The sequence below is a fragment of the Leeuwenhoekiella sp. W20_SRS_FM14 genome, assembly GCF_052119605.1.
Classification (GTDB): domain Bacteria; phylum Bacteroidota; class Bacteroidia; order Flavobacteriales; family Flavobacteriaceae; genus Leeuwenhoekiella.
The window spans coordinates 211,523-235,657 of sequence record NZ_JBGQOK010000001.1; the positions used below are offsets into that span (position 1 = coordinate 211,523).

General features: G+C 37.9%; 20 protein-coding genes. 16 read left to right on the plus strand and 4 right to left on the minus strand.

The annotated features are described in order from the left end of the window. Window positions 1–126 precede the first annotated feature (126 nt). On the minus strand, window positions 127–1,188 hold the full coding sequence (locus ACEN25_RS00890) for an acyl-CoA reductase (protein WP_441801216.1): 1,062 nt from the start codon (window positions 1,186–1,188) through the stop codon (window positions 127–129). A gap of 171 nt (window positions 1,189–1,359) precedes the next feature. Between ACEN25_RS00890 and ACEN25_RS00895 the strand changes: the two genes are divergently transcribed. After that, on the plus strand, window positions 1,360–1,710 hold the full coding sequence (locus ACEN25_RS00895; RefSeq protein ID WP_028375773.1) for a 4Fe-4S dicluster domain-containing protein: 351 nt from the start codon (window positions 1,360–1,362) through the stop codon (window positions 1,708–1,710). Window positions 1,711–1,780: 70 nt separating this feature from the next. On the opposite strand, the gene ACEN25_RS00900 is transcribed toward ACEN25_RS00895, so the two are convergent. After that, on the minus strand, window positions 1,781–4,465 hold the full coding sequence (locus ACEN25_RS00900; RefSeq protein ID WP_441801217.1) for a TonB-dependent receptor: 2,685 nt from the start codon (window positions 4,463–4,465) through the stop codon (window positions 1,781–1,783). 325 nt (window positions 4,466–4,790) lie between these two features. Between ACEN25_RS00900 and ychF the strand changes: the two genes are divergently transcribed. Beyond that, window positions 4,791–5,885 (plus strand): redox-regulated ATPase YchF, encoded by a 1,095-nt coding sequence (ychF, locus tag ACEN25_RS00905; protein WP_441801218.1) that lies wholly within the window; start codon window positions 4,791–4,793, stop codon window positions 5,883–5,885. 135 nt (window positions 5,886–6,020) lie between these two features. Here the strand turns inward: ychF and ACEN25_RS00910 are convergent, their stop codons facing one another. Beyond that, complete coding sequence (locus ACEN25_RS00910) at window positions 6,021–6,428, minus strand: glyoxalase (protein ID WP_441801219.1); 408 nt, start codon at window positions 6,426–6,428, stop codon at window positions 6,021–6,023. Window positions 6,429–6,682: 254 nt separating this feature from the next. On the opposite strand from ACEN25_RS00910, the gene ACEN25_RS00915 reads away from it, so the two are divergent. Together ACEN25_RS00915 and ACEN25_RS00920 are read left to right on the plus strand one after the other, a co-directional pair. After that, window positions 6,683–8,041, plus strand: a complete 1,359-nt coding sequence (locus tag ACEN25_RS00915) for an NAD-dependent succinate-semialdehyde dehydrogenase (protein WP_441801220.1) — start codon at window positions 6,683–6,685, stop codon at window positions 8,039–8,041. A gap of 172 nt (window positions 8,042–8,213) precedes the next feature. Further along, the gene (locus tag ACEN25_RS00920; protein ID WP_441801221.1) at window positions 8,214–8,687 is read left to right on the plus strand and encodes a GNAT family N-acetyltransferase; all 474 of its coding nucleotides are present in this window, start codon (window positions 8,214–8,216) and stop codon (window positions 8,685–8,687) included. Window positions 8,688–8,814: 127 nt separating this feature from the next. Here ACEN25_RS00920 and ACEN25_RS00925 read toward each other — a convergent pair whose 3' ends face one another. Continuing rightward, window positions 8,815–9,801 carry an aldo/keto reductase gene (locus tag ACEN25_RS00925; protein ID WP_441801222.1) on the minus strand — a complete coding sequence of 329 codons (987 nt, stop codon included), beginning with the start codon at window positions 9,799–9,801 and terminating at the stop codon, window positions 8,815–8,817. A gap of 499 nt (window positions 9,802–10,300) precedes the next feature. Here ACEN25_RS00925 and ilvD point away from each other — a divergent pair, with 499 nt between their 5' ends. From ilvD to ACEN25_RS00985, 12 genes are all read left to right on the plus strand, one after another. Further along, window positions 10,301–11,983, plus strand: a complete 1,683-nt coding sequence (ilvD, locus tag ACEN25_RS00930; RefSeq protein ID WP_441801223.1) for a dihydroxy-acid dehydratase — start codon at window positions 10,301–10,303, stop codon at window positions 11,981–11,983. Window positions 11,984–11,993: 10 nt separating this feature from the next. Next, complete coding sequence (gene ilvB / locus ACEN25_RS00935) at window positions 11,994–13,727, plus strand: biosynthetic-type acetolactate synthase large subunit (protein WP_441801224.1); 1,734 nt, start codon at window positions 11,994–11,996, stop codon at window positions 13,725–13,727. A 2-nt stretch (window positions 13,728–13,729) separates the two neighbouring features. After that, the gene (ilvN, locus tag ACEN25_RS00940) at window positions 13,730–14,257 is read left to right on the plus strand and encodes an acetolactate synthase small subunit (RefSeq protein ID WP_028375764.1); all 528 of its coding nucleotides are present in this window, start codon (window positions 13,730–13,732) and stop codon (window positions 14,255–14,257) included. A gap of 33 nt (window positions 14,258–14,290) precedes the next feature. Then, window positions 14,291–15,790: a ketol-acid reductoisomerase gene (ilvC, locus tag ACEN25_RS00945; RefSeq protein WP_441801225.1), complete on the plus strand. Its 1,500-nt coding sequence runs from the start codon at window positions 14,291–14,293 to the stop codon at window positions 15,788–15,790. A gap of 89 nt (window positions 15,791–15,879) precedes the next feature. Continuing rightward, window positions 15,880–17,145 carry a threonine ammonia-lyase IlvA gene (ilvA, locus tag ACEN25_RS00950; RefSeq protein WP_441801226.1) on the plus strand — a complete coding sequence of 422 codons (1,266 nt, stop codon included), beginning with the start codon at window positions 15,880–15,882 and terminating at the stop codon, window positions 17,143–17,145. 54 nt (window positions 17,146–17,199) lie between these two features. Continuing rightward, window positions 17,200–18,795, plus strand: a complete 1,596-nt coding sequence (locus ACEN25_RS00955) for an NADP-dependent glyceraldehyde-3-phosphate dehydrogenase (protein ID WP_441801227.1) — start codon at window positions 17,200–17,202, stop codon at window positions 18,793–18,795. A 152-nt stretch (window positions 18,796–18,947) separates the two neighbouring features. Further along, a complete protein-coding gene (locus ACEN25_RS00960) occupies window positions 18,948–19,082 on the plus strand; it encodes a hypothetical protein (protein ID WP_262490358.1) in 135 nt (44 codons plus the stop codon). Window positions 19,083–19,171: 89 nt separating this feature from the next. Then, window positions 19,172–19,816: a GNAT family N-acetyltransferase gene (locus ACEN25_RS00965; RefSeq protein WP_441801228.1), complete on the plus strand. Its 645-nt coding sequence runs from the start codon at window positions 19,172–19,174 to the stop codon at window positions 19,814–19,816. 44 nt (window positions 19,817–19,860) lie between these two features. Then, the gene (gene argG / locus ACEN25_RS00970; protein WP_441801229.1) at window positions 19,861–21,048 is read left to right on the plus strand and encodes an argininosuccinate synthase; all 1,188 of its coding nucleotides are present in this window, start codon (window positions 19,861–19,863) and stop codon (window positions 21,046–21,048) included. Beyond that, window positions 21,045–22,022 (plus strand): N-acetyl-gamma-glutamyl-phosphate reductase, encoded by a 978-nt coding sequence (gene argC / locus ACEN25_RS00975; RefSeq protein WP_441801230.1) that lies wholly within the window; start codon window positions 21,045–21,047, stop codon window positions 22,020–22,022. The genes argG and argC overlap by 4 nt, the downstream gene beginning before the upstream one ends. 141 nt (window positions 22,023–22,163) lie before the next feature. Beyond that, window positions 22,164–22,964, plus strand: coding sequence for a pyrroline-5-carboxylate reductase (gene proC, locus ACEN25_RS00980; protein WP_441801231.1), 801 nt, complete (start codon window positions 22,164–22,166; stop codon window positions 22,962–22,964). After that, window positions 22,964–24,097 (plus strand): aspartate aminotransferase family protein, encoded by a 1,134-nt coding sequence (locus ACEN25_RS00985; RefSeq protein WP_441801232.1) that lies wholly within the window; start codon window positions 22,964–22,966, stop codon window positions 24,095–24,097. The genes proC and ACEN25_RS00985 overlap by 1 nt, the downstream gene beginning before the upstream one ends. The last annotated feature ends 38 nt before the right edge of the window (window positions 24,098–24,135 follow it).

The following is a 24,135-nucleotide window of genomic DNA, read 5'->3' on the forward strand; positions in this document are numbered from 1 at the left end:
AAATACAATACATAAGAATCTACTGCGATTCTCGTCACGGTATTATTATTTTAAAAAGCAATGCAAAGATGCCTAAAAGCTTAACAAAAGACCTTAAATTATTAATAATTTATAGGATGCAAACCTTTATATTTTTAGTAAAAATGCAATGGTATCTACACCATCAGCATAATCACTAAGATTCGGCTTTTGAGCCTGCCCGAAGCCTACTTCTTTTTGATCAAATCCCGAAGCAACAATACATTGTATCTGGTCTGTTTTTTCGTCTAAATAAGTTTTAAGAGTCTCTAAATTATCATAGCGCTCATAAAATACAACAGAAATAGGGGAAGAGAAGTTTTCTTCTTCTTTTAAGACTAAAAACCCATTATCGAGTATGGGAAACAAACTCATTAAATAAACCGCTTTATTATAATCATAATTGTTAGCGTATTTATGATGGTTTAGCAGGTCTTTGTAATTAAACATTGCCTTATAAAAAAAGTCAAAGTTATAATCTTGCGGAACAAAAAGTTTTGACACACTGCGGCACCCCATGCCAAAATATCTAAAGATGTCATCCCCTAGTAACTCAAGTTCTTCTGTAGATTCATTACCTGTTAAAACCGCTACCGCATTTCGATTTTTACGTATAATGTGGGGCTTGGTTTTAAAGTAATATTCAAAATACCGTGCAGTGTTATTACTGCCAGTAGCAATTACTGCATCAAAAGCAGCCAATTTACCTTCAGTGAATTCTATTTTGTTTTCAAAAAGTGGTTCTATTGCGATTAATACCTTAGCTAAATACGGAAGTATTAATTTATCGTCTGATGATAGTTTTGCCAGTACCGAATGTCCACTAATAAGAACACTTAAAAAGTCATGAAAACCTACCAGCGGAAGATTGCCTGCCATGATAACGGCAACACGTTTTGACTCTAAATTAGTATCAAAGTTATAGGCACTAGTCCAGTTTTTTAGAGAAGTTTCAGTGAGTGATTCTGACCAGCTGCTAAGTGCCATTTGCAGATGTTCTGGGGTAAACCAGGCATTTTCACGAGTTGCAGTTTTTAATACTTCTGCAAACTCAATTTGTAAAGTTTGCGTATCAGCTAATGTCATATCACTTTTTGTAGTGTTCGACAAAAAATCATTTAAAAAAAGACCCAGCTTTGAGAATGCAGTAATTCTTTGGTTTAAATCCATAAATGGTTTGGTAGAGTTAAGGGCAGACCTTAATTTTGTACGTTGATATTAAAAAAAGTAATACGCCATATCAAATGGGTATTAACGTTAAACTTTAATTTAGTTTTAGCAGAATTTAATTATCAAAAGTCCACTTTAGGGCAAAATTACGGATAAGAAAACGATTATACTATGGCAATTATAATAACTGATGAATGTATTAACTGCGGGGCTTGTGAGCCAGAATGTCCAAATACCGCAATTTATGAAGGTGCTGATGACTGGCGCTATGCAGACGGGACAGACCTTGAAGGTAAAGTTGTTTTACCTGATGGGAAAGAAGTAGATGCAGATGAAACTCAGGAGCCTATAAGTGATGAGGTTTATTACATCGCACCAGATAAATGTACAGAATGTATGGGCTTTCACGAGGAGCCACAGTGCGCTGCTGTATGCCCTGTAGACTGTTGTGTGCCTGATGATAACCACGTAGAGTCTGAAGAAACTTTATTGGCGAAGCAAGCTTTTATGCACCATAAATAGCATTAAATATTTTATATAAAGAAAAAGCCCGGCAAGTTGCCGGGCTTTTTTATGTATTTGATTTTGTAAACTAGAAATTGAAAGATAAACGGGTATAATAATACGCTCCACTAAAACCCATCTGTACAGAATCCCAGTAACCACCAGCTTCGGTCCAGTCATCTTGCTGATCAGGATATACATTAAACAGGTTTGTACTACCCACCTGTAGTCGTAAATGGTCTGAAAGATCAAAACCAAAAACAAGATCTGTAATTACTTTTGGGCTGTAGTAATCTGTAGCACCTGCTAATAAAGCATCATTATCTGCGTAACCTAAATCTGCAGGTGTTTCAAAAACCTGAAAATCTAACAAGCTTATTTCGCTAAAGCGCGTAAATGAAAGTCCTGTGCTAAACCAGTTACGTTCATAGTTCAAATTTAAACTCATTTTGCTGTCTGGAGCCGATGCTAATAAAAAGGCTTTATCGCGTTCTCCAAAGAAGGTTTGCTCATCTAATGCGCCATTTTTAACGTCTGTGATTTCCATATCATTAAAGTTGCCAGTAAAGGTGGCGCTAAAAACATTTTCATTAATTCGCTTTTTATAGCTTAAAACTACGTCCAGACCTTTTGTGCGGGTATCTGCTCCGTTTGCAAAAAACTGTGCAGCTTCAACACCCGGAATATCTGTAGCATCAAAATTACCGGTAAGTACAATACGATCTTTTACACTAATATAATACCCATCTATCGTAGCTGAGAATGCACCTATATTAGCCGTAAAACCTAAAGCAGCATTTAAAGCGGTTTCTTCTTTTAAAGGGCCTATACCAAAAGATGCAGTAACGGGGCTATTGTTAGGAGATAATACAGATTCTAAAGCGTCACCACCTACAAAGTTTGTAAAACGCAGATTGTAGTAAATCTGTGCTAAAGATGGAGCTCTAAAGCCAGTACTCACAGAACCACGCAGATTTAAATTATCACTTATTTTCAACCGTGAAGCCAGTTTCCCATTAATGGTACTTCCAAAGTCGCTGTAATTTTCAAAACGTGCTGCAGCGCTTAAAAGAAGGGCTTCCGTTAGGTCAAACTCGGTATCTGCATATAAAGATACGTTAGACCTGCTTCGATCTACTTCGTTAGCAGGACTGTAACCCGGGAATCCTTGAGAACCTCCTGGACGCGGGTCGCCAGAAGCAGCATCTATAGGCTGTGTCTGTGTGGCAGGATCTATTATTAATCTTCCGGTAGTGTCGTAGGTACCGTATGATCCCTCTTCACCTGCAAAAATTATAAAGTTTTCAGTACGGTATTCTGCACCAAAAGCGATGTTCATCCCCGAAAGGATCTCGTCATAATATTTAGAAAAATCGAGATTTATAGTATTCTGGTCTAAACTGTGACCACCGGCGTCAAAATCTGTTGGAGAAAGATCTTCTAAACTAGCATTAAGAGTACCTTTTATATAGTAATGGAAGAAGTTTTTTCCGTAGGTATTGCTTAAATCCATATTCCAACCAGAATCAGACTTAGTACGTATGCCTACTGAAACCGAGTTATCTGTAATGATAGACGTGATACGCGGTGTAAAACCATTAGGAAAGATTGAAGTTACCACTCGGGCTCCATCATTTCGTGTAAATGCAAAAGCGTCTGTATCACGGTAATTACGACCACCAAAAGCATAAATTTCAGTCTTATCAGAAACCGGATATGCAACATTTGCAAAAAGGTTTAACCCTTCAATTGCAGCTTCTCCAAAACCTTTTCTAAATTCAAAACCGGGACGAAGCGTCTTATTTTTATTGATGTACTCGGTCGTGAAGTTTGCGTAACCGCCGTTGTCGCCAAGTGCCACTCCATAGTTGACACCTACTTTTACAGAACCGCCATCAAAGGATTTATCTTTTCCTATGGCATTACCATCACGCTCCGTATCTAAACGATATCCATCGGTATTCCATAACCCATAAGGATCTGTGCCAAAATCTCCCTGAGCATCTGTATTATAAAAACCATAGCTTACATTACCCTCAACTGCGTCTGTTTTATCTTTTAAAACAATATTAATCACACCTGCAATTGCATCAGAGCCGTATTGCGCCGAAGCACCGTCCCTTAAAACTTCAATACGCTTAATTGATGTTACGGGAATTGCATTTAAATCTGTACCCGTATTTCCTCGTCCGCGCGTTCCAAATATATTTATCAAAGAAGATTGGTGGCGGCGTTTGCCATTAATTAAAACTAACGTCTGGTCTGGTCCTAAACCACGCAATGAAGCGGGGTCAATGTGATCTGCCCCATCAGAGCCAGATTGTTTATTAGCATTAAAAGAAGGTGCTGCATACTGTAATAATTGGTTTACTTCGAGCTGGCCGCTTTGTGTACTCACTTCAGCCACGTCTATAATATCAATAGCCACAGGAGTATCTGTAGATGTACGTTTGGGACTACGTGAACCTACAATTTGAACTTCGCTAAGTTGCACACCACTCGCCATTGTGACATCAATTTGAGTTTTTCCGTTAACAGCGATTTCTTGCTGTTCAAATCCTATATACGAGAATATTAATGTTGCATCATCACTTACATCAATAGTGTATTTTCCGTCAAAGTCTGAAGTAGCACCTTTTATAGTTCCCTTTTGTACAATATTTACACCGGGGAGTAATGTGCCTTCAGCGTCTGTTATGGTACCCGTAACGGTATTTTGAGCCCAGACGATGCTGCAAAACACACTAAAAAATAATGTAATTTTTAATTTCATATTAGATTGTTTAAGAGTTAATTATTCAAAAGTATTCAAAGGAATGCCATTTTAAGTTGGAATAAATATAATGAATTAACATTTTATTTGATTAATAAATAAGAAGTATTAAAATTTTTAATATCTCAAAATGAGGGCTTTATATTGAGAATTATTTAAGAGGTAACTTATCAAATGCAGATCTAATAGTGGGCAAAAACCCCGGTGTTTATGTATAAAAGTAACGACAAGGTTGAAGTCTTAAACATCTGCTAATTATTGTTTGTGTCTATAGTCTTAAAATCTATAGAAGCTTCCTATATTTGCGCCTCCAAAAATTATAGTAATGAAAGCAGGTATCGTAGGATTGCCAAATGTGGGTAAATCAACTCTTTTTAATTGTTTGTCAAATGCTAAGGCGCAAAGTGCAAACTTTCCTTTTTGTACCATCGAGCCTAATGTAGGTGTGGTTAATGTACCAGATCCAAGACTTTTAAAGCTTGAAGAATTGGTTAATCCAGAACGTGTAGTGCCTGCTACTGTAGATATTGTAGATATTGCAGGATTAGTTAAAGGTGCAAGTAAAGGAGAAGGTTTAGGAAACCAGTTTTTAGGAAACATTAGAGAGACCGATGCGATTTTGCATGTATTGAGATGTTTTGATAATGATAATATTGTGCACGTTGACAATAGTGTGAATCCGGTTAGAGATAAAGAAACCATAGATATTGAGTTACAGCTTAAAGATCTTGAGACGGTAGATAAGAAGCTTGAGAAAGTAAAAAAAGCTTCTCGTACGGGTAATAAAGATGCTCAAAAAGAAGAAACTGTTTTACTTAAAATAAAAAGCTCGTTAGAGCAGGGTATTTCTATACGTGCTATCGAGTTTTCTGATGAAGATTACGCGGAATATGTAAAGCCATTACAATTTATTACAGATAAACCGGTAATGTATATATGTAATGTAGATGAAGGCTCTGCCGTAAATGGCAATGCATACGTAGAGCAAGTACGCGAAGCTGTAAAAGATGAAAAGGCAGAAGTTCTGGTATTGGCTGTTGGTACCGAAGCAGATATTACAGAGCTAGATGATTATGAAGAGCGCCAAATGTTTTTACAGGATATAGGCCTGGATGAGCCGGGATCTGCAAAACTAATACGTGCTGCTTATAAATTGTTAAAGCAACAAACTTACTTTACAGCAGGTGTAAAAGAGGTACGCGCCTGGACAATCAACATAGGTTCTACCGCACCACAGGCAGCGGGTGTAATTCATACAGATTTTGAAAAAGGATTTATACGTGCTGAAGTTATAGGTTACGAAGATTTTGTAAAATACGGTAGTGAAGCTAAAGTGAAAGAAGCCGGTAAAATGGGTGTTGAAGGAAAAAATTATATCGTTAAAGATGGCGATGTGATGCACTTCTTATTTAATGTATAAAACGTAGCTGCAGCAGCTATAAGTAGTTTATAATATTAAAAATCCCTCTGGATATTGTTCTAGAGGGATTTTTTTATTAATAAATATTGAAGAGCTATCTCTATATATTTCTATTTTAAGTATACCAAAAAAACACTAAACTGCCATTTCCTTTTCAAGCAATTGAATATTGCTCTGTATACGCTCGCGTACCAGATTCATCATACGCTTATTTAGTGCCGAAGAGTTTTTAATATAAGTTCGGTACTCATCAAGAGTAAATTGACCTATAAGCATTCCTTTTAGACTATTTCTAAATTTAATATCCTTCTGTATTGCATTTTCAATATAAGCCAGGCGTTTTTCTACAGTTAAATTATAATACACATTTTTGTGCTTAGCGATGTAGTTTCTAAACGCTTCAACCAGTAAATCATTCTGAAGTTTTGCAACCGGTCTAAGTGTCGCATTTTGAAAATGTTCTTCGGCACTCATTTGATCATTAACCCTGGCTGAAGGTATTTCTGGTCTGATGTCGATAAGTTGCGTATCTCTGGTTTTCATAGTAAGAAGTTTTCTAAAATTAATTATAATACATTGGCTTCAAGAATAAGGCCAAAAGAGTTGTAAACGACTTATAAACACTTCGGTTTGATTTTTTTTAAAAAAGCGGTTTGTTTTAATGCTAATTTACTTTTTGCAGCTTTTCAAATTTGCATTCCCAACTTCCTTACGTTAAAGTGCTCTTAATCGGCCAACGGCTTTGTATAACGCTTTCTAACTTTGAAAAATAATTCGAAAAAACTAAACATATTCTGATGATTCAATCCATAAACCCATACAATCAAAAGGTTGTATTCGAAACTAAAGAATTAACAATTGAAGAAACTGAAAGTGCTATAGATCAAGCACACGATAGATTCTTATCCTGGCGCAAAACATCCTATGCAGAACGCAGTAATTTAATGAAAGCTGCAGCTGAAGAGCTCAGGAAGAATAAGCAGGAATATGCAGAGACAATGACTTTAGAAATGGGAAAACCCATTACTCAGGCAATTGCCGAAATTGAAAAGTGCGCATGGGTTTGTGATTTTTATGCAGATAATGCAGCAGATCAATTAGCACCTAAAACCATAGAGACAGACGCAGAAGAAAGTTACGTAAGCTATGAGCCTATAGGGGTTGTACTTGCTGTTATGCCGTGGAATTATCCGTTTTGGCAAGTGTTTCGCTTCGCGGCACCAGCATTAATGGCGGGTAATATTGGCATTTTGAAACACGCGAGTAATGTGATGCGTAGTGCAGACAATATACAGAAGGTTTTTGAGCGTGCAGGTTTTCCTAAAAATTGCTTTACGCATTTACCGTTAAGCAGTTCAAAAATAGAAGATGTAATTAAAAATCCTAAAGTTAAAGCGGTGACACTTACAGGAAGCACACCCGCCGGAAAGGCTGTTGCTTCTACCGCAGGGAGTGAGATTAAAAAATCGGTTTTAGAATTAGGCGGTAGTAACGCGCTGGTTCTTTTTGAGGATTGTAATCTTGAAGAAACGCTTAAAAAAACAGTTACAGCTCGTTTTCAAAATACAGGACAGAGTTGTATCGCCGGTAAACGTTTAATCGTTCACGAGGATATCGTTGCAGAATTTACTGAAAAGTATGTGGCAGCAGTTAAAGATTTAAAAAGCGGCGATCCTATGAATGAAGATACCTATATAGGTGTAATGGCGCGTGAGGATCTTGCTGAAGAATTAGAAGAACAACTTAACAAAACCCTTAAGGCAGGAGGTAAGTTACTGCTGGGAGGGAAACGCAATAAGGCCTATTTTGAGCCGACAATTGTGGGTGATGTAACATCAGATATGACGTTATTTGAAGAAGAAACATTTGGACCGGTAATAGGTATTACAACTTTTAAGACTGAAAAAGAAGCTGTTGATTTGGTAAATCAGTCAATTTTTGGACTTGGAGTTTCCCTATTTACAGAAGATAATGCGCGTGCAAAACGACTGGTTCCGCAATTTGATGACGGTGCCGTTTTTGTAAATGATCTTGTTAAAAGCGATCCGCGATTGCCTTTTGGAGGTACAAAAATTTCGGGTTATGGCCGCGAACTTTCTTTAGATGGAATCCAGGAGTTTGTAAACAAAAAAACGGTGTATTTCAATAAATTTTAGATTCTTAGTTATCAAGAATAGTTTGTTTTAGATTAAAACATACCTAAAATTAGCTCCTAGTCTTTAATGTATAAACTATAGGTAAGAAGACTGGGAGTTAAAATATTTTGTACAGTTTTTATAATGGGGTATGCTATTAAAAATGTGTAATCATTAATATTTATTTTCAAATATGCCTTCAGTAAACATAAGACGCGTAGAAAAAAGAGATACTAACTTTATTCTGGAATTACTTCCCAGCCTTACAGATCCTGAGTTGCCACATTGGCGTGATCCTAACGTAATGCTCGATATTGATCAGCGAATTATTAAAGCCGAAATTCTGGACGTAAATAAGGATAATGCCATTTTTATTGCGGAAGATGAAGAAACTAAGCAGCAACTGGGATTTATATTTTTAGAAATAGGAACCGATTACTATCACAGAGAGCCACACGGTCATATTGCAGACATTATCGTTTCACCAGATGCTCGAGGTCGCGGTATAGGAAAAATGCTCATGAGTAAAGCTGAAGAATGGACCAAAGATTGTGGCTATAGCCTACTAACTTTAAATGTTTTTGACGATAATAAAAAGGCCAGAAAACTCTACTCTTCATTAGGTTTTACTCCAGATTTAACCAAATACGGAAAAATCCTGGAGTAAAAAATAGGAAATACAATATCAGAATACAAACTAGTTTCTGATAAATGTAAAGTAAGGAGGAGGAAAAAAAATATTAGTTTTTCTTGATTCCACGATTAAAATTTATCCACTAACCTTCAACTTCCATTTACCACCGCTGATGTACATCTGGTTTTATGTATTCTTTATAAATCGCATTCATTTTTTTGATTTGGTCTGAACTTAACTTTTCACGATTATAAATTGAAAGATTAGATTGTAAATGCTCAGCTTTAGAAGCTCCAGGAATTACAGTACTTACCGTGGGATGATTTAAAATCCATTGCAATGCAATAGGTGCAAGATTTTCAGCATCAGGAAATAGGCTCTTTAACTCCTTTACTGCTTTGAGTCCGTTTATAAAATTAACGCCAGAGAAGGTCTCTCCTTTATCAAAGGCTTCACCATTACGATTAAAGTTTCGGTGGTCTTCTTTTTCAAAAGAAGTATTTGTGTCAAATTTTCCGGTTAGTAAACCGCTGGCTAATGGTACCCGTACAATTACGCCGATGTTGTTCTTTTCCGCCTCGCTAAAAAATAGCTCAGCAGGACGTTGTCTAAACAGATTAAAAATGATTTGAACTGTAGTTACATTATCGTATTGCATTGCTTTAAGGCCTTCTTCAACTTTCTCAACACTCACACCTAGATTTGCAATTTTACCTTCTTGTTTAAGATCTTCAAAAAGACCAAAAATCTCTGGTCTGTAGTAGGTATCAGTAGGAGGGCAGTGCAATTGTATCAGATCAAGGCGTTCTAATCCAGTATTTTTTAAACTTGCTTCAACAAAGCTTCTCAATGTTTTTACTGAATAGCCTGCGTCAACATGCGGGTTTATTTGTCTGCCACATTTTGTGGCAACATATACTTGTTCAGATCGGGATTTTACAACACGTCCTACGGCAGCTTCACTTAAACCATTTTCGTAAACGTCTGCGGTGTCAATAAAATTGATACCTTCATCTATAGCTGTATTTAAAATGGTATCTGCATTTGCAGCGTCAAAACCTGAACCCCATTTTCCGCCTACCTGCCAGGTTCCAAGTGCGATTTCAGAGACTTTAAACCCTGTTTTGCCTAATTTTCTATAATTCATCTATAAATGTATTTAATAATTTTTAATAAAAATACAAAAGCGCTGTTCTTCTCATAACTAAAAACCCTTAAACCCTTCCTAAAATTCGGTTTATTTAAAAATGAGACCTTAGTGTTCATTAAGAGTTGGTAGGTTGCCGGTTTGCTTTAAAATTCAATACTTTTGGTCTGTAATGAGAAAGCAAATAATTCGTGTACGTTCTATCGTCATTAAGAAACCTTAATGCGGGACGGTGTATCATATAGTAAACCTTCCGTATTCAGGAAGGTTTTTTTTTGGGGTTAAAAATCACGAATTGTAAGGTATAACAAACTCAAAAATAGCTCAATTCAATAAAAATCATATTGATTTTAGGAGTTGAACATAGTAGTATTACTAGGTTAAAATATTGATATTCAATATTTTAATAAGTTTTTGTGTAGGTCTGATATATTCAAAGCTTTTTTGTTAAAGAATAGTTGAAAACAAGATTAATTAATTTCGGTACAGATTTAAAAAAATGGAATTAAACAAATACAGTAAAACGGTTACTCAGGATCCCACTTTGCCGGCAGCACAGGCAATGTTACACGCTATCGGCCTCACCGATGAAGATTTAAAAAAACCCTTTATAGGTATCGCAAGTACCGGATATGAAGGCAATCCCTGCAATATGCATCTTAATGATCTGGCGACACACGTTAAGAAAGGTACAGAGCAAGCAGATATGGTGGGCTTAATTTTTAATACAATAGGCGTAAGCGATGGCATCTCAAACGGTACTCCCGGTATGCGATTTTCTTTACCATCTCGGGATATTATTGCAGACTCAATTGAAACCGTGATGCAGGCAATGAGCTATGACGGTCTGGTGACTGTTGTAGGTTGTGATAAAAATATGCCGGGTGCGTTGATGGCACAGTTGCGTTTAAACCGTCCTTCGATTTTGGTTTATGGAGGTACGATTGCTTCGGGTTGTCATAATGGTAAAAAACTTGATATCATTTCGGCTTTTGAGGCTTATGGTCAGAAGGTAGCCGGTACGATAGATGAGAATGAATATAAAGAAGTGGTACACAAAGCCTGCCCCGGGGCGGGAGCTTGTGGTGGTATGTACACGGCTAATACGATGGCTTCGGCGATAGAGGCTTTGGGTATGTCATTACCTTTTAACTCATCTAATCCTGCTGTTACAGACAGCGATATTAAAGCGCAGGAATGTGTAAAAGCTGGGGAGGCCCTTAAATATTTATTAGAAAAAGATATTAAGCCTTCAGATATTGTAACTCGTAAATCGCTAGAAAATGCGTTTAAACTGGTGACAGTTTTAGGTGGTTCCACTAATGCTGTGTTGCACTTTTTGGCAATAGCCAAAGCTGCACAGGTAGAATTTACGCTAAAAGATTTTCAGAAAATTAGCGATAACACACCACTTCTGGCTGACTTAAAGCCTAGTGGAAGATATTCTATGGAAGATTTACATAAAGTAGGTGGAATTCCAGGGGTTCTCAAGTATATGCTTGAAAAGAATATGTTACACGGCGATTGCCTTACAGTTACCGGAAAAACGCTGGCAGAAAATCTTAAAGACGTAGCTAATCTAATAGACGGTCAGGACATCGTACGCACCTTAGATAAGCCCATTAAAGACAGTGGTCATATACGTATTTTATTTGGAAACCTCGCTACTGAAGGTGCTGTGGCAAAAATAACCGGAAAAGAAGGGCTTGAATTTAGAGGTACTGCTAATGTGTTTGACAGTGAGGCAGCCGTAAATGAAGGAATTAAAAACGGGAAAGTAAAGAAAGGTGATGTGGTAATCATTCGCTATGAAGGTCCAAAAGGTGGACCCGGTATGCCCGAAATGCTAAAACCTACTTCTTCAATTATGGGAGCAGGTTTAGGTAAAGATGTTGCATTGATTACCGATGGACGTTTCTCAGGGGGATCTCACGGTTTTGTAGTGGGTCACGTATCGCCCGAGGCACAGGTAGGCGGTAACATCGCACTTGTTGAAAATGGTGATATTATTGCCATAGACGCGGTTAAGAATACAATCAATATTGAAATTTCTGACGAAGAGTTGGAAAAAAGACGATCAAAATGGACTGCTCCAAAACTTAAATTTGAGCGCGGGGTACTTTATAAATATGCAAAAACAGTGTCTTCTGCATCTGAAGGGTGTGTGACAGACGAAATGTAGCAGTAGGCTTATGGAAACACAAACTATTAAATTACAGGCCACAGACTCGCAGGCAACAGAGCGAATCACAGGTAAAGAAGCCATCATAAGATGTTTACTTGCTGAAGGGGTCGATACCATTTACGGCTATCCCGGAGGCGCAATTATGCCGGTATATGACGAATTGTATAAATATCAAGATCAGATAAATCATATTCTTACGCGTCACGAGCAGGGAGCAACTCACGCTGCACAGGGATATGCTCGTGTAAGTGGACGAGTAGGAGTGGCAATAGCAACTTCAGGCCCCGGGGCTACAAATCTGATTACGGGTATTGCAGATGCGCAGATAGATTCTACGCCAATGGTGTGTATTACAGGTCAGGTGGCATCTCACTTATTAGGTAGTGATGCGTTTCAGGAGACAGATATCATTGGTATTTCTACACCGGTAACAAAATGGAATTGCCAGGTGACGAAAGCCTCTGAAATACCGGAAGTCATTGCTAAGGCTTTTTACATTGCACGCAGTGGTCGTCCCGGTCCTGTATTAATAGATATTACAAAAGATGCTCAGTTTGAAGAGTTTGCTTTTAAATATAAAAAGTGTACGGCTATACGTAGCTACAAACCGGTTCCACAATTAAACCCTGACGAAGTAGCGGCAGCAGCAAAAATTATTAATGCAGCAAAAAAACCATTAATTGTTTGGGGTCAGGGAGTTATTCTTGGTAAAGCTGAAGAAGAATTTAAAAAGGTGGTCGAGAAGTCGGGAATACCAGCAGCCTGGACCATTTTAGGAGCTTCTGCTATACCTACAGACCACCCGCTTAATGTGGGTATGGTTGGGATGCACGGTAATTATGCTCCTAATATGTTAACTAATGAATGTGATGTATTAATTGCTATAGGAATGCGATTTGATGATCGTGTTACCGGTGACTTAAATACCTATGCCAAGCAAGCTCAGGTAATTCACTTCGAGATAGATCCTGCTGAAGTGAATAAAAATGTTACAGCAGATGTTGCGGTTTTAGGAAATAGCAAAGAAAGCCTTGCAGCTTTACTACCATTACTTGAAGAAAAGTCACACACAGAGTGGCATCAGCGCTTTAAGGATATGTACACCATCGAATATGATAAAATCATAAACGACGATATACATCCCACAAAAGAAGGACTTACCATGGGTGAGGTCTTAGAAGGTATAAATACAGTTACTAAAGGAGAAGCAGTAATTGTTTCAGACGTGGGGCAGCATCAGATGATAGCCTGCCGCTATGCAAAATTTAATAAATCAAAAAGCAACATTACTTCAGGTGGTTTAGGTACCATGGGTTTTGCGCTTCCGGCGGCTATAGGTGCGCAGATGGGAGCTCCAGATCGTCCTGTCGTGGCAATTATAGGTGATGGTGGTTACCAAATGACAATTCAGGAATTAGGTACCATTTTTCAAACTAAAGTACCCGTAAAAATTGTGGTATTAAACAATGACTTTTTAGGAATGGTGCGCCAGTGGCAGCAACTGTTTTTTGATCGTCGTTACGCTTCAACAGAAATGGTGAATCCAGATTTTGTAGCCATAGCAAAAGGTTACTTTATAGATGCCCAGAAAGTAACAAAGCGCGAAGAATTAGCAGGTGCAATAGAAACAATGCTAGCTTCAGACGGTCCTTACTTTTTAGAGGTAAAAGTAGAAAAAGAAGATAATGTGTTCCCTATGATTCCATCAGGAGCATCAGTTTCAGACATTAGATTAGAATAATTATGAGCGAAATAAAAACATTCACCGTATCTATTTATACCGAAAATAACATCGGTTTATTAAATCGTATTTCGGCAATATTTCAGCGTAGAAAAATAAACATCGAGAGCTTAAATACTTCGATGTCTGAGATTGAAGGAGTATCAAGATTTGTAATTGTTATTAATGTAACTGAAGAGCAAATCAAAAAAATCATCGGGCAGTTAGAAAAGCAAGTTGAGGTTATTAAAGCTTTTTATCATACCGATGAGCAGACCATTTTCTTAGAAACCTGTCTATTTAAAATCAAATCAGATCTGTTGTTTGAAGAACGCCAGATTCAGAATATTATTAAAGAAAGCAACGCGCAGATTGTCACCGTAAACAAAGAATTTTTTGTTCTTGAGAAAGCGGGACGTCGCTCAGAAATCGAGTTGCTTTACAGAGAGCTTAGTGCTTTTGGCATTATGCAATTTGTACGCTCAGGGCGCATTGCGGTTACAAAAGATGAGATGAAAATCTCTACAATGCTTGCAGAATTTGCAGAATAAAACAACTAATCATAATCAATAAAACATAGTAAAATGTCAAATTACTTTAATACACTATCCTTAAGGGATCAGTTAGCTCAGCTGGCAAAATGTCGATTTATGGAGTCTGATGAGTTTTCTAACGGAATAGAAGCCTTACGCGATAAGAAAGTAGTAATCGTGGGTTGCGGTGCACAGGGTTTAAACCAGGGTTTAAATATGCGTGACAGCGGTTTAGATATTTCTTACACACTTCGTGAAAGTGCTATTAAAGAAAAAAGAGCTTCGTATAAAAATGCTGTTGAAAATGGTTTTAATGTAGGTACTTACGAAGAGTTGATTCCTACTGCAGATCTGGTTTGTAACCTTACACCAGATAAGCAGCATACTGCTGTAGTTAATGCAATTATGCCCTTGATGAAAGAGGGTGCGACTTTAGCATACAGTCACGGTTTTAATATCGTAGAAGAAGGGATGCAAATACGTAAAGACCTTACGGTTATTATGTGTGCACCTAAATGCCCGGGATCTGAAGTGCGTGAAGAATATAAACGTGGTTTTGGAGTACCTACTCTAATTGCAGTGCATCCTGAAAATGATCCGCAGGGTCACGGTTTAGATCAGGCAAAAGCATATGCGGTTGCAACTGGTGGAAACAGAGCAGGTGTGTTAGAATCTTCTTTTGTTGCTGAGGTTAAAAGTGACTTGATGGGTGAGCAAACTATTTTATGTGGTATGCTTCAAACAGGTTCTATTCTTTGTTTTGACAAAATGGTCGAAAAAGGAATTGATAAAGGATACGCTTCAAAACTGATTCAGTACGGTTGGGAAACAATTACTGAAGCGCTTAAGCACGGTGGTATTACCAATATGATGGATCGTTTGAACAATCCTTCAAAAATTAAAGCTTTTGAATTAGCAGAAGAAATTAAAGAAATTACGCGTCCATTATTTCACAAACATATGGATGATATTATCTCTGGTCATTTTTCTAAAACAATGATGGAAGACTGGGTTAATGATGATGTAAATCTTCATAAATGGAGAGCAGAAACGGGAGAAACTGCTTTTGAAAAAACACCTGCAGGTAGTCAGGAAATTAGCGAGCAGGAATATTTTGATCACGGGGTGTTGATGGTTGCTATGGTAAAAGCGGGTGTAGAGCTTGCTTTTGAAACCATGACAGAAGCAGGTATAATTGAAGAATCTGCTTATTATGAGTCGCTTCACGAAACGCCACTAATCGCAAATACGATCGCCCGTAAAAAGTTATTCGAAATGAATCGTGTGATTTCTGATACTGCAGAATACGGTTGCTATTTATTTGATCACGCGTGTAAACCTATGTTGACAGATTTTATGAAGAACATAGATACAAACGTAATTGGTAAAGCTTACGCTACAGATAATGGTGTAGATAATAAAGCATTAATAGCAGTAAATGACGCAATACGTTCTCACGAAGTAGAAGCAGTAGGAGCGTGGTTGAGAGAGTCTATGACTGCAATGAAAGATATTAAGACGGTTTCTTCAGAAGAAGCAGTTACAGCTTAATAACTTTTCAAATTCACTGTTTAAACTAAACGTATTTGCGCTCATAATGGGTATGTGAGTACGTTTAGTCAATCAAAATAGTTCCAATTTTGAGCGACTTAAAAATCACATATTTTCCAGATTTAGAAAATGTAAAAAAGGCTGCAGATACCTTAAAAGGCGTTGCAGCCTTAACTCCTTTGCTACCTAGCTTAAGCTATTCACGTAGTTTAGGTGCAAATATTCTTTTAAAAAGAGAAGATTTGCAGCAGGTACGCTCGTATAAAATTAGAGGAGCATTCAATAAAATAAGTTCGTTATCTCAAGAAGATCGGGATAAAGGTATTGTTTGTGCCAGTGCAGGTAATCACGCTCAGGGTGTTGCTTATGCGTGTGCCAAGCTTAAGATTAACGGCACCATTTTTATGCCTGCGCCTACACCTAATCAGAAAACAGAACAGGTAAAAATGTTTGGTGGGGATTATGCGACTATTGTATTAACCGGTGACACCTTTGACGATGCCTACAAAGCAGCAAAAATTGATTGTGATGCGCTGGGTAAAATCTTTGTACATCCATTTGATGATGAGAAAATAATAGAAGGGCAGGCGACTGTAGGATTAGAAATAATAGAACAAGCATCTGAAGAGATTGATTATGTATTTGTACCGGTAGGTGGAGGTGGTTTAGCTTCAGGTCTGAGTACTGTTTTTCACCTGTTGTCTCCAAATACAAAAGTGATTGGGGTAGAGCCCGAAGGCGCACCATCAATGACAACTTCTATTTTTAATCAGGAAAATACGACCCTTTCTTTAATCGAAAAGTTTGTTGACGGTGCAGCGGTACAGCGCGTAGGTGATCGCAATTTTGCGATTTGTAAAGAATATTTACATCAAATGGTAACCGTTCCTGAAGGTAAGGTTTGCCAGACTATTTTAGATTTATACAATAAAGATGCAATTGTTGTTGAGCCGGCAGGTGCACTTACACTCGCAGTTCTCGATCAATTTGCAGACGAGATTAAAGGCAAAAATGTGGTGTGCATCGTTAGCGGAAGCAACAACGATATTACCAGAACTGCCGAGATTAAAGAGCGCGCCTTGCTTTACAGGGGATTAAAGCATTATTTCATAATTCGGTTTCCGCAGCGTGCAGGTGCTTTGCGTGAATTTTTAAATGAAATACTAGGGCCAGACGACGATATAACCTTTTTTGAATATAAGAAAAAAACCAGCCGGGAAGATGGGCCGGCAGTTGTAGGTATCGAAATAAAAGATCCTGCGAGCTTAAACCCACTTATTGCTCGTATGAAGAGCAGAAAGTTCTTCGGAGAGTATTTAAATGACAAACCTGATTTATTTGAATTCCTTATTTGATTATGCGATTTTTTGCATTCAGCTAATACCAATTCAGAACACATAAAACGAGCCATGAAACAACTTACTACAGAAATACCAGAACAATTTAAAGTAGCACCCATAGAGCAGAAAACCTATTTGATAGACGGAAAGCTTTTAAATTGGGAAGGTAAAACTGCCGATGTGTTCTCAAGTATTCATACCGAAACTGGCGGAGAACGAAAGCCTACCCGACTGGGATCAACACCTAATCTGGGTAAAGCTGAAGCACTACTGGCAGTTGATGCGGCTCATAAAGCCTATGATAGAGGACAGGGGTTGTGGCCTACAATGAAAGTTGCAGACCGTATTAAGTGTATGGAAACTTTCGTAGAAAAAATGAAAACTAAGCGCGAGCTTATTGTTAAACTTTTGATGTGGGAGATTTGTAAAAATTATCCAGACAGCCAGAAAGAATTTGATCGTACTGTTGAGTATATAAATGATACCATCGCAGATTATAAAGATATGGATCGCGATAGTGCAAAATTCTATAAGCACGATGGTATTCACGCTCACATACGCCGCGGTCCATTAGGAGTTGTATTATGTCTGGGCCCTTATAACTATCCCCTTAACGAAACTTTCTGTTTGCTAATTCCCGCTTTAATTATGGGGAATACAGCAGTTTTTAAACCTGCTAAACACGGTGTTTTACTAATAGCTCCGTTACTAGAAGCATTTCAGGAAAGTTTTCCTGCCGGTGTTGTAAATGTAGTTTTTGGTAGAGGTAGAGAGATTGCCTCTCCAGCAATGGAAACCGGAAAAATAGATGTGCTGGCACTTATAGGCCACAGTTCTTCTGCAAATGCTTTGCAAAAGTTACATCCCAAGCAAAACCGTTTGAGACTGGTTTTAGGTCTTGAAGCTAAAAACCCGGCCATTGTATTACCAGATGCAGATTTAGATCTGGCAGTAGTAGAGTGTATTGCGGGTACATTATCTTTTAACGGGCAACGTTGTACGGCATTAAAAGTTATTTATGTTCACGAAAATATTGCAGAGACGTTTAATCGCAAGTATGCAGAAGCTGTAGATGCGTTAAAGTTTGGCTTACCCTGGGAAGATGGTGTGAAATTAACACCCTTACCAGAACCTTCTAAACCGGCATATATTCAGGAATTAATAGATGATGCTATAGCTAAAGGAGCTTCTATCTTAAATGAAAAAGGTGGCGAACATTCTGAGAATTTCATTTGGCCTGCAGTTTTGTTTCCGGTAACTAAAGAAATGCAGGTATATAAAGAGGAGCAATTTGGTCCTGTAGTTCCTGTGCTTACCTTTAAGCATATAGACGAACCTCTTGATGATATGGCAGAATCAAATTACGGGCAGCAGGTAAGTTTGTTTGGTAAAGATGTAAAAGCCCTGGCACCCTTAATAGATACGCTGGTAAATTTAGTGTGTCGTGTTAATTTAAATAGCTCATGTCAGCGAGGTCCAGATGTATATCCTTTCACGGGTAGAAAAGATTCTGCGGTAGGTACGTTAAGTGTTCATGATGCATTGCGCTCCTTTTCAATACGTACATTTGTAGCTTCAAAAGATAATGACTACAATAATGCGATCTTAAACGAGTTATTAGATACGAAGAAGTCTAATTTTGTAAGTACCGATTACTTGTTATAATAGCTAATAAATGGTAGTTTAGTTAAAAATACAGCAGTGAAAATTTATTTTTTATCTGAAACTTGAAGAAATCATAAAAAAGTAGATTTATTTGACATTTACCAGATAAAATGGTCTGTCATTTAAATCTACTTTGTACTTTAGCATAACAAATGAAAGGAATACATCAACATATAAATGAAGTAAAGCAAGCAGTAAAAACTGTGCTTTTATCATTATACCCGGTTGAAACCCACACTACATTGGTTACCATTCCTGTACGCCGTTATGAGCGTCGCCGCCCCTAGTGGGTGTAGTTTTCTTGGGAACTTAGGTGAGTCCGGTTCCGTCTTCAATTTCAATTTCACTTTTTTTCTAACTTCCAATTCAAAAGAATATGGAAATTATTATTGCAAATAAATCCCATGCGGGATATGCACAATACATATGCGATACCATCGCAGAATCAGCAAAAGTTCGCGGTACCGGTATTGCAAAACGTACACCTGAGTATGTAATCACTAAGATGGAAAACGGAAATGCCGTTATTGCACTTGATGGTGATAAATTTGCAGGTTTCTGTTATATAGAAGCCTGGGGTCACGGTAAATTTGTTGCCAATAGCGGTCTTATCGTACACCCTGATTACAGAGGCAGCGGTCTTGCCAGACAAATTAAAGAAGCCATTTTTAAGCATTCCCGATTTAAATATCCTGATGCTAAAGTTTTTGGTATTACTACAGGTCTTGCTGTGATGAAAATCAATTCAGATTTAGGATATAGACCAGTTACATTCTCTGAACTTACAGATGATCCTACCTTCTGGAAAGGGTGTCAAACATGTCGCAATTATGATATTCTGCAACGTACTGAGCAAAAAATGTGCTTATGTACAGGGATGTTGTACGATCCTGTAAAAGAGGAAAAAAAGAAGGCGGCAGAACCCGAAGTAAAGAAAGAAATGAATCCTAAGGCTTTTACACGTTTAAAAAGTATTAAAGAACATTTGTTTCTCAAGAAAGATAAAAAAAAACAAGATTAAAAGCTTAGAATGCTTCAATAGCATATAAGACAAAAAAGTTAAGCATGAAAAAATTAGTTCTCGCCTACAGTGGCGGTCTCGACACCAGTTATTGCGCAAAATACCTTTCCGAAGAAAAAGGCTTTGAAGTTCACGCCGTAAGTATAAATACCGGCGGTTTTAGCCAGGAAGAAATAGATGAAATTGAATCTAAAGCTCTAAAAATAGGAGCTAAATCCTATAAGAATATTCAGGCTGTAGATCGTTTTTACGATAAAGTAGTTAAAAACCTTATCTATGGTAATGTTTTAAAGAATAATACCTACCCTCTTTCGGTAAGTGCTGAACGTATTATTCAGGCAGTTGAAATTATCAATTATGCCAAATCTATAGATGCGCAATATGTTGCTCACGGGAGTACCGGTGCCGGTAACGATCAGGTGCGTTTTGATATGATTTTTCAGACATTAGCTCCAGAAATTGAGATCATAACGCCTATACGAGACCTGCAACTTTCTAGACAGGCAGAGATAGATTACTTAAAAAGTCATGGTATTGAAATGGCCTGGGAAAAGGCTAAATATTCAGTAAACCGTGGTCTTTGGGGGACCAGTGTAGGAGGAAGCGAAACCCTGACATCACACCAGGGACTTCCGGAATCTGCATTCCCTTCACAAGTAGAAAAAACAGAAGCAGAGCAGGTAACCTTAACCTTTACAAAAGGAGAATTAACCGCTGTAAATGGTAAGTCTGCAGGAGCAGTAGAGAATATAGAATTACTGCAAAAGCTGGCAGCTCCCTTTGGTATAGGTCGTGATATTCACGTGGGAGATACTATTATAGGGATTAAAGGTCGAGTAGGTTTTGAAGCCGCAGCACCGGTAATTATTATAAAAGCACACCATTTATTAGAAAAGCATACGCTAACAAAATGGCAAATGCAGCACAAAGATTATCTGGCTAACTTTTATGGTATGCATTTGCATGAAGGTCAATATCTGGACCCGGCGATGCGTAATATAGAAGCGTTTTTAGAAGACAGTCAAAAAAATGTTAGTGGTGAAGTATATGTAACCTTACATCCATATCGTTTCACGCTAGAAGGTATTAAGTCTGATCACGATTTGATGAATGCATCGTTTGGAGCTTATGGCGAAATGAATAAAGGATGGACTGCTGATGACGCTAAAGGTTTTATAAAAATTACAGGTAACCAAAACAAGATTTACAATCACGTAAACGGAAACTCATGATCAAAGCAGGAATCGTAGGTGGAGCGGGATATACGGCAGGCGAACTGCTGCGTATTTTGCTAAATCACTCACAAGTTGAACTGAGTTTTGTTTACAGCACCTCAAACGCAGGCAATCTCCTTAGCGATGTACATCAGGATTTATTAGGCAGCACAGCACTGCGATTTGCTGATGCAGTTGATTTTTCGGTTGATGTGGTTTTTCTGTGTTTGGGTCACGGTAATTCAAAAACATTTTTAGATACGCATGTTTTTGAAGAGCGTACTATTATAATTGATCTAAGTAACGATTTTCGCCTAAAACCAGATGCAGAATTTCAAGGGCGGGAATTTATATACGGCTTAACAGAATTAAATAGAGACAGTATTAAACAAGCAGGATCTATTGCAAATCCGGGTTGCTTTGCAACAGCAATTCAACTGGCCTTATTGCCGCTCGCTGATGCCAAAAAGATTACAGCAGATATTCATGTTAACGCGGTAACGGGAGCGACTGGCGCAGGGACCTCACTTTCTGCAACTACACATTACACGTGGAGAGATAATAACTTCTCATACTATAAGCCTTTTACCCATCAACATATGGGTGAAATTAATCAGACGGTATCACAGTTACAATCTAATTTTGATAATGAGATTTTCTTTTTGCCCAACCGAGGTAATTTTTCAAGAGGAATTTTTGCTACTGCATATACTAGATTTGATGGTGATTTAGATGGGATTAAAAAAGTGTATCAAGATTATTATGCTGATGCACCTTTCACATTTATTTCTGATGTAGATGTGCATATGAAACAGGTGGTGAACACAAATAAATGTCTGATTCATCTACACAAACAGGGAAATCAATTGCTAATTACGAGCTGTATAGACAATCTTTTAAAAGGAGCTTCAGGGCAGGCAGTAGAAAATATGAATCTTATTTTTGGACTTCCGCAAACTGAAGGTCTTAATTTAAAAGGTAGTTATTTCTAATAGAATTTCTCTCTTCTCTTGCCGGAATAGGTTTGGCGATGCGAGCACAGAATAAATTTCCGCCTTTGCGGAAATGCAAAAAATAATAAAAAAATAAATCCAACTCCCCTCTCTCTTGGAGAGGGGTTGGGGGTGAGAATTATGAAAATAGCAATTATAGGAACCGGAAACCTTGGGCTGGCTATAGCTAAAGGTCTTATTACAAATAACGCCATTACCTCGTTATACATGACTCGCCGGAATCCGGTTGGGATAGAATCATATGCAGAATACAAGAATGTGTATGTAACTTCAAATAATATTGAAGCTGTACAGAAATCAGATATTATCATATTTGCAGTTCAGCCGGCTCAATTGAGTGCTATTTTAAACGATATTAAAGGAGAACTTACCGATAAGCATGTATTGATTTCTACAATTACAGGATATCAGATTTCACAGATTGAAGCAATTGTGGGTACAGATCAATTTATCATACGAGCGATGCCCAATACTGCTATAGCTGTAGGTGCTTCTATGACGTGTTTAGCCAGTAATGAAAAAGGGATGAAGCGTATAAAAATTGCTGAAGCGATTTTTAACCGATTAGGAAACAGTCTAATAATTCCTGAAACTCAAATGCAGGCAGCGACAGTGGTTTGTGCAAGTGGTATAGCATTCTGGATGCGTTTAATACGAGCAACTACGCAAGCGGCTATTCAATTAGGTTTTGATGCAAAAGAAGCACAGGAGCTTGCAATGCACACATGTAATGGTGCTTCAAAACTGCTTATAGAATCGGGTAATCATCCCGAGGAAGAGATAGACCGTGTAACTACGCCTAAGGGTTGTACCATAGAAGGACTAAACGAGATGGAACATAAAGGTTTGAGTTCGTCTTTAATACAAGGAATGGTAGCTTCTTTTAATAAAATTAATGTGATTAAAACCGATCAAAAATAATGAGTTTATTTGATGTTTACCCCTTATACGATGTAGCGCCTGTAAAGGCGCAGGATGTATGGGTTTACGATGCAAAACCTACAAAATACTTAGATTTATATGGCGGTCATGCTGTGATATCTATAGGTCACTCGCATCCTAAATATGTTGATAATTTAACTAAACAGCTAGGTGATATAGGTTTTTACAGCAATGCGGTGCACAACCCGTTGCAAGAGGCTTTAGGAGAGCGTTTGCCTAATCAAGCTAATTGTCCCGGTTACCAGCTCTTTATGTGTAGCAGTGGTGCTGAAGCTAATGAGAATGCACTTAAAATGGCATCATTTGTAACCGGCAGAAAAAAGGTTGTTGCGTTTAACAACAGTTTCCACGGTAGAACTTCTGCGGCTGTTGCAGCGACTGATAACCCAAAAATTGTCGCTCCTATAAATGCACAACAGGAGGTAGAATTTTTACCTCTGGGAGATCTTGACGCACTAGCCGGTGTATTAGCTAAGGGCGATGTTTGTGCCGTGATTGTAGAATTTATTCAGGGTGTAGGTGGTTTAGACATCAGCACTAAAGAATTTTATGAAGGCGTTGATAAGCTTTGTAAGCAGACCGGGACGATCTTAATTGCAGATGAAGTACAGGCCGGTTTTGGACGTACGGGAAGATTTTTTGCATTTCAGGAATACAATGTGGAGCCAGAGTTAATCTCGATGGCAAAAGGTATGGGTAATGGCTTCCCGGTAGGAGGGATTTTAATTCATCCTACGATTAAAGCAGAATATGGGATGCTGGGAACCACTTTTGGAGGCAATCATCTGGCTTGTGTCGCAGCTTTAACCGTACTTGATGTTTTAGAAGAAGAAAAACTTATGGAACATGCTCTGCGTGTTTCTGATCACTTTAAGGCAAAAACCTTAGATATTCCACAGATAAAAGGAGTGAAAGGCCGCGGTTTAATGCTGGGTCTTGAATTTGATTTTGACACCGCAACGTTGCGTAAAAAGCTTATTTACGATCAGCATATTTTTACAGGAAGTGCAAAAAATAAAAATCTGATACGTATTCTTCCGCCACTTACCGTGCAGAATGAGCATATTGATCAGTTTTTTGATGCACTAAAAATAGAATTAGAAAAATTATAATTATAAATAACGCAGAGATTTCGGCTGCTAAATCCATT

Bases quoted from the DNA above. Each gene is read 5' to 3' on its own strand.
- ACEN25_RS00890 (WP_441801216.1), bottom strand. From the start codon at position 1,188: ATGGATTTAAACCAAAGAATTACTGCATTCTCAAAGCTGGGTCTTTTT.
- ACEN25_RS00895 (WP_028375773.1), top strand. From the start codon at position 1,360: ATGGCAATTATAATAACTGATGAATGTATTAACTGCGGGGCTTGTGAG.
- ACEN25_RS00900 (WP_441801217.1), bottom strand. From the start codon at position 4,465: ATGAAATTAAAAATTACATTATTTTTTAGTGTGTTTTGCAGCATCGTC.
- ychF (WP_441801218.1), top strand. From the start codon at position 4,791: ATGAAAGCAGGTATCGTAGGATTGCCAAATGTGGGTAAATCAACTCTT.
- ACEN25_RS00910 (WP_441801219.1), bottom strand. From the start codon at position 6,428: ATGAAAACCAGAGATACGCAACTTATCGACATCAGACCAGAAATACCT.
- ACEN25_RS00915 (WP_441801220.1), top strand. From the start codon at position 6,683: ATGATTCAATCCATAAACCCATACAATCAAAAGGTTGTATTCGAAACT.
- ACEN25_RS00920 (WP_441801221.1), top strand. From the start codon at position 8,214: ATGCCTTCAGTAAACATAAGACGCGTAGAAAAAAGAGATACTAACTTT.
- ACEN25_RS00925 (WP_441801222.1), bottom strand. From the start codon at position 9,801: ATGAATTATAGAAAATTAGGCAAAACAGGGTTTAAAGTCTCTGAAATC.
- ilvD (WP_441801223.1), top strand. From the start codon at position 10,301: ATGGAATTAAACAAATACAGTAAAACGGTTACTCAGGATCCCACTTTG.
- ilvB (WP_441801224.1), top strand. From the start codon at position 11,994: ATGGAAACACAAACTATTAAATTACAGGCCACAGACTCGCAGGCAACA.
- ilvN (WP_028375764.1), top strand. From the start codon at position 13,730: ATGAGCGAAATAAAAACATTCACCGTATCTATTTATACCGAAAATAAC.
- ilvC (WP_441801225.1), top strand. From the start codon at position 14,291: ATGTCAAATTACTTTAATACACTATCCTTAAGGGATCAGTTAGCTCAG.
- ACEN25_RS00955 (WP_441801227.1), top strand. From the start codon at position 17,200: ATGAAACAACTTACTACAGAAATACCAGAACAATTTAAAGTAGCACCC.
- ACEN25_RS00960 (WP_262490358.1), top strand. From the start codon at position 18,948: ATGAAAGGAATACATCAACATATAAATGAAGTAAAGCAAGCAGTAAAA.
- ACEN25_RS00965 (WP_441801228.1), top strand. From the start codon at position 19,172: ATGGAAATTATTATTGCAAATAAATCCCATGCGGGATATGCACAATAC.
- argG (WP_441801229.1), top strand. From the start codon at position 19,861: ATGAAAAAATTAGTTCTCGCCTACAGTGGCGGTCTCGACACCAGTTAT.
- argC (WP_441801230.1), top strand. From the start codon at position 21,045: ATGATCAAAGCAGGAATCGTAGGTGGAGCGGGATATACGGCAGGCGAA.
- proC (WP_441801231.1), top strand. From the start codon at position 22,164: ATGAAAATAGCAATTATAGGAACCGGAAACCTTGGGCTGGCTATAGCT.
- ACEN25_RS00985 (WP_441801232.1), top strand. From the start codon at position 22,964: ATGAGTTTATTTGATGTTTACCCCTTATACGATGTAGCGCCTGTAAAG.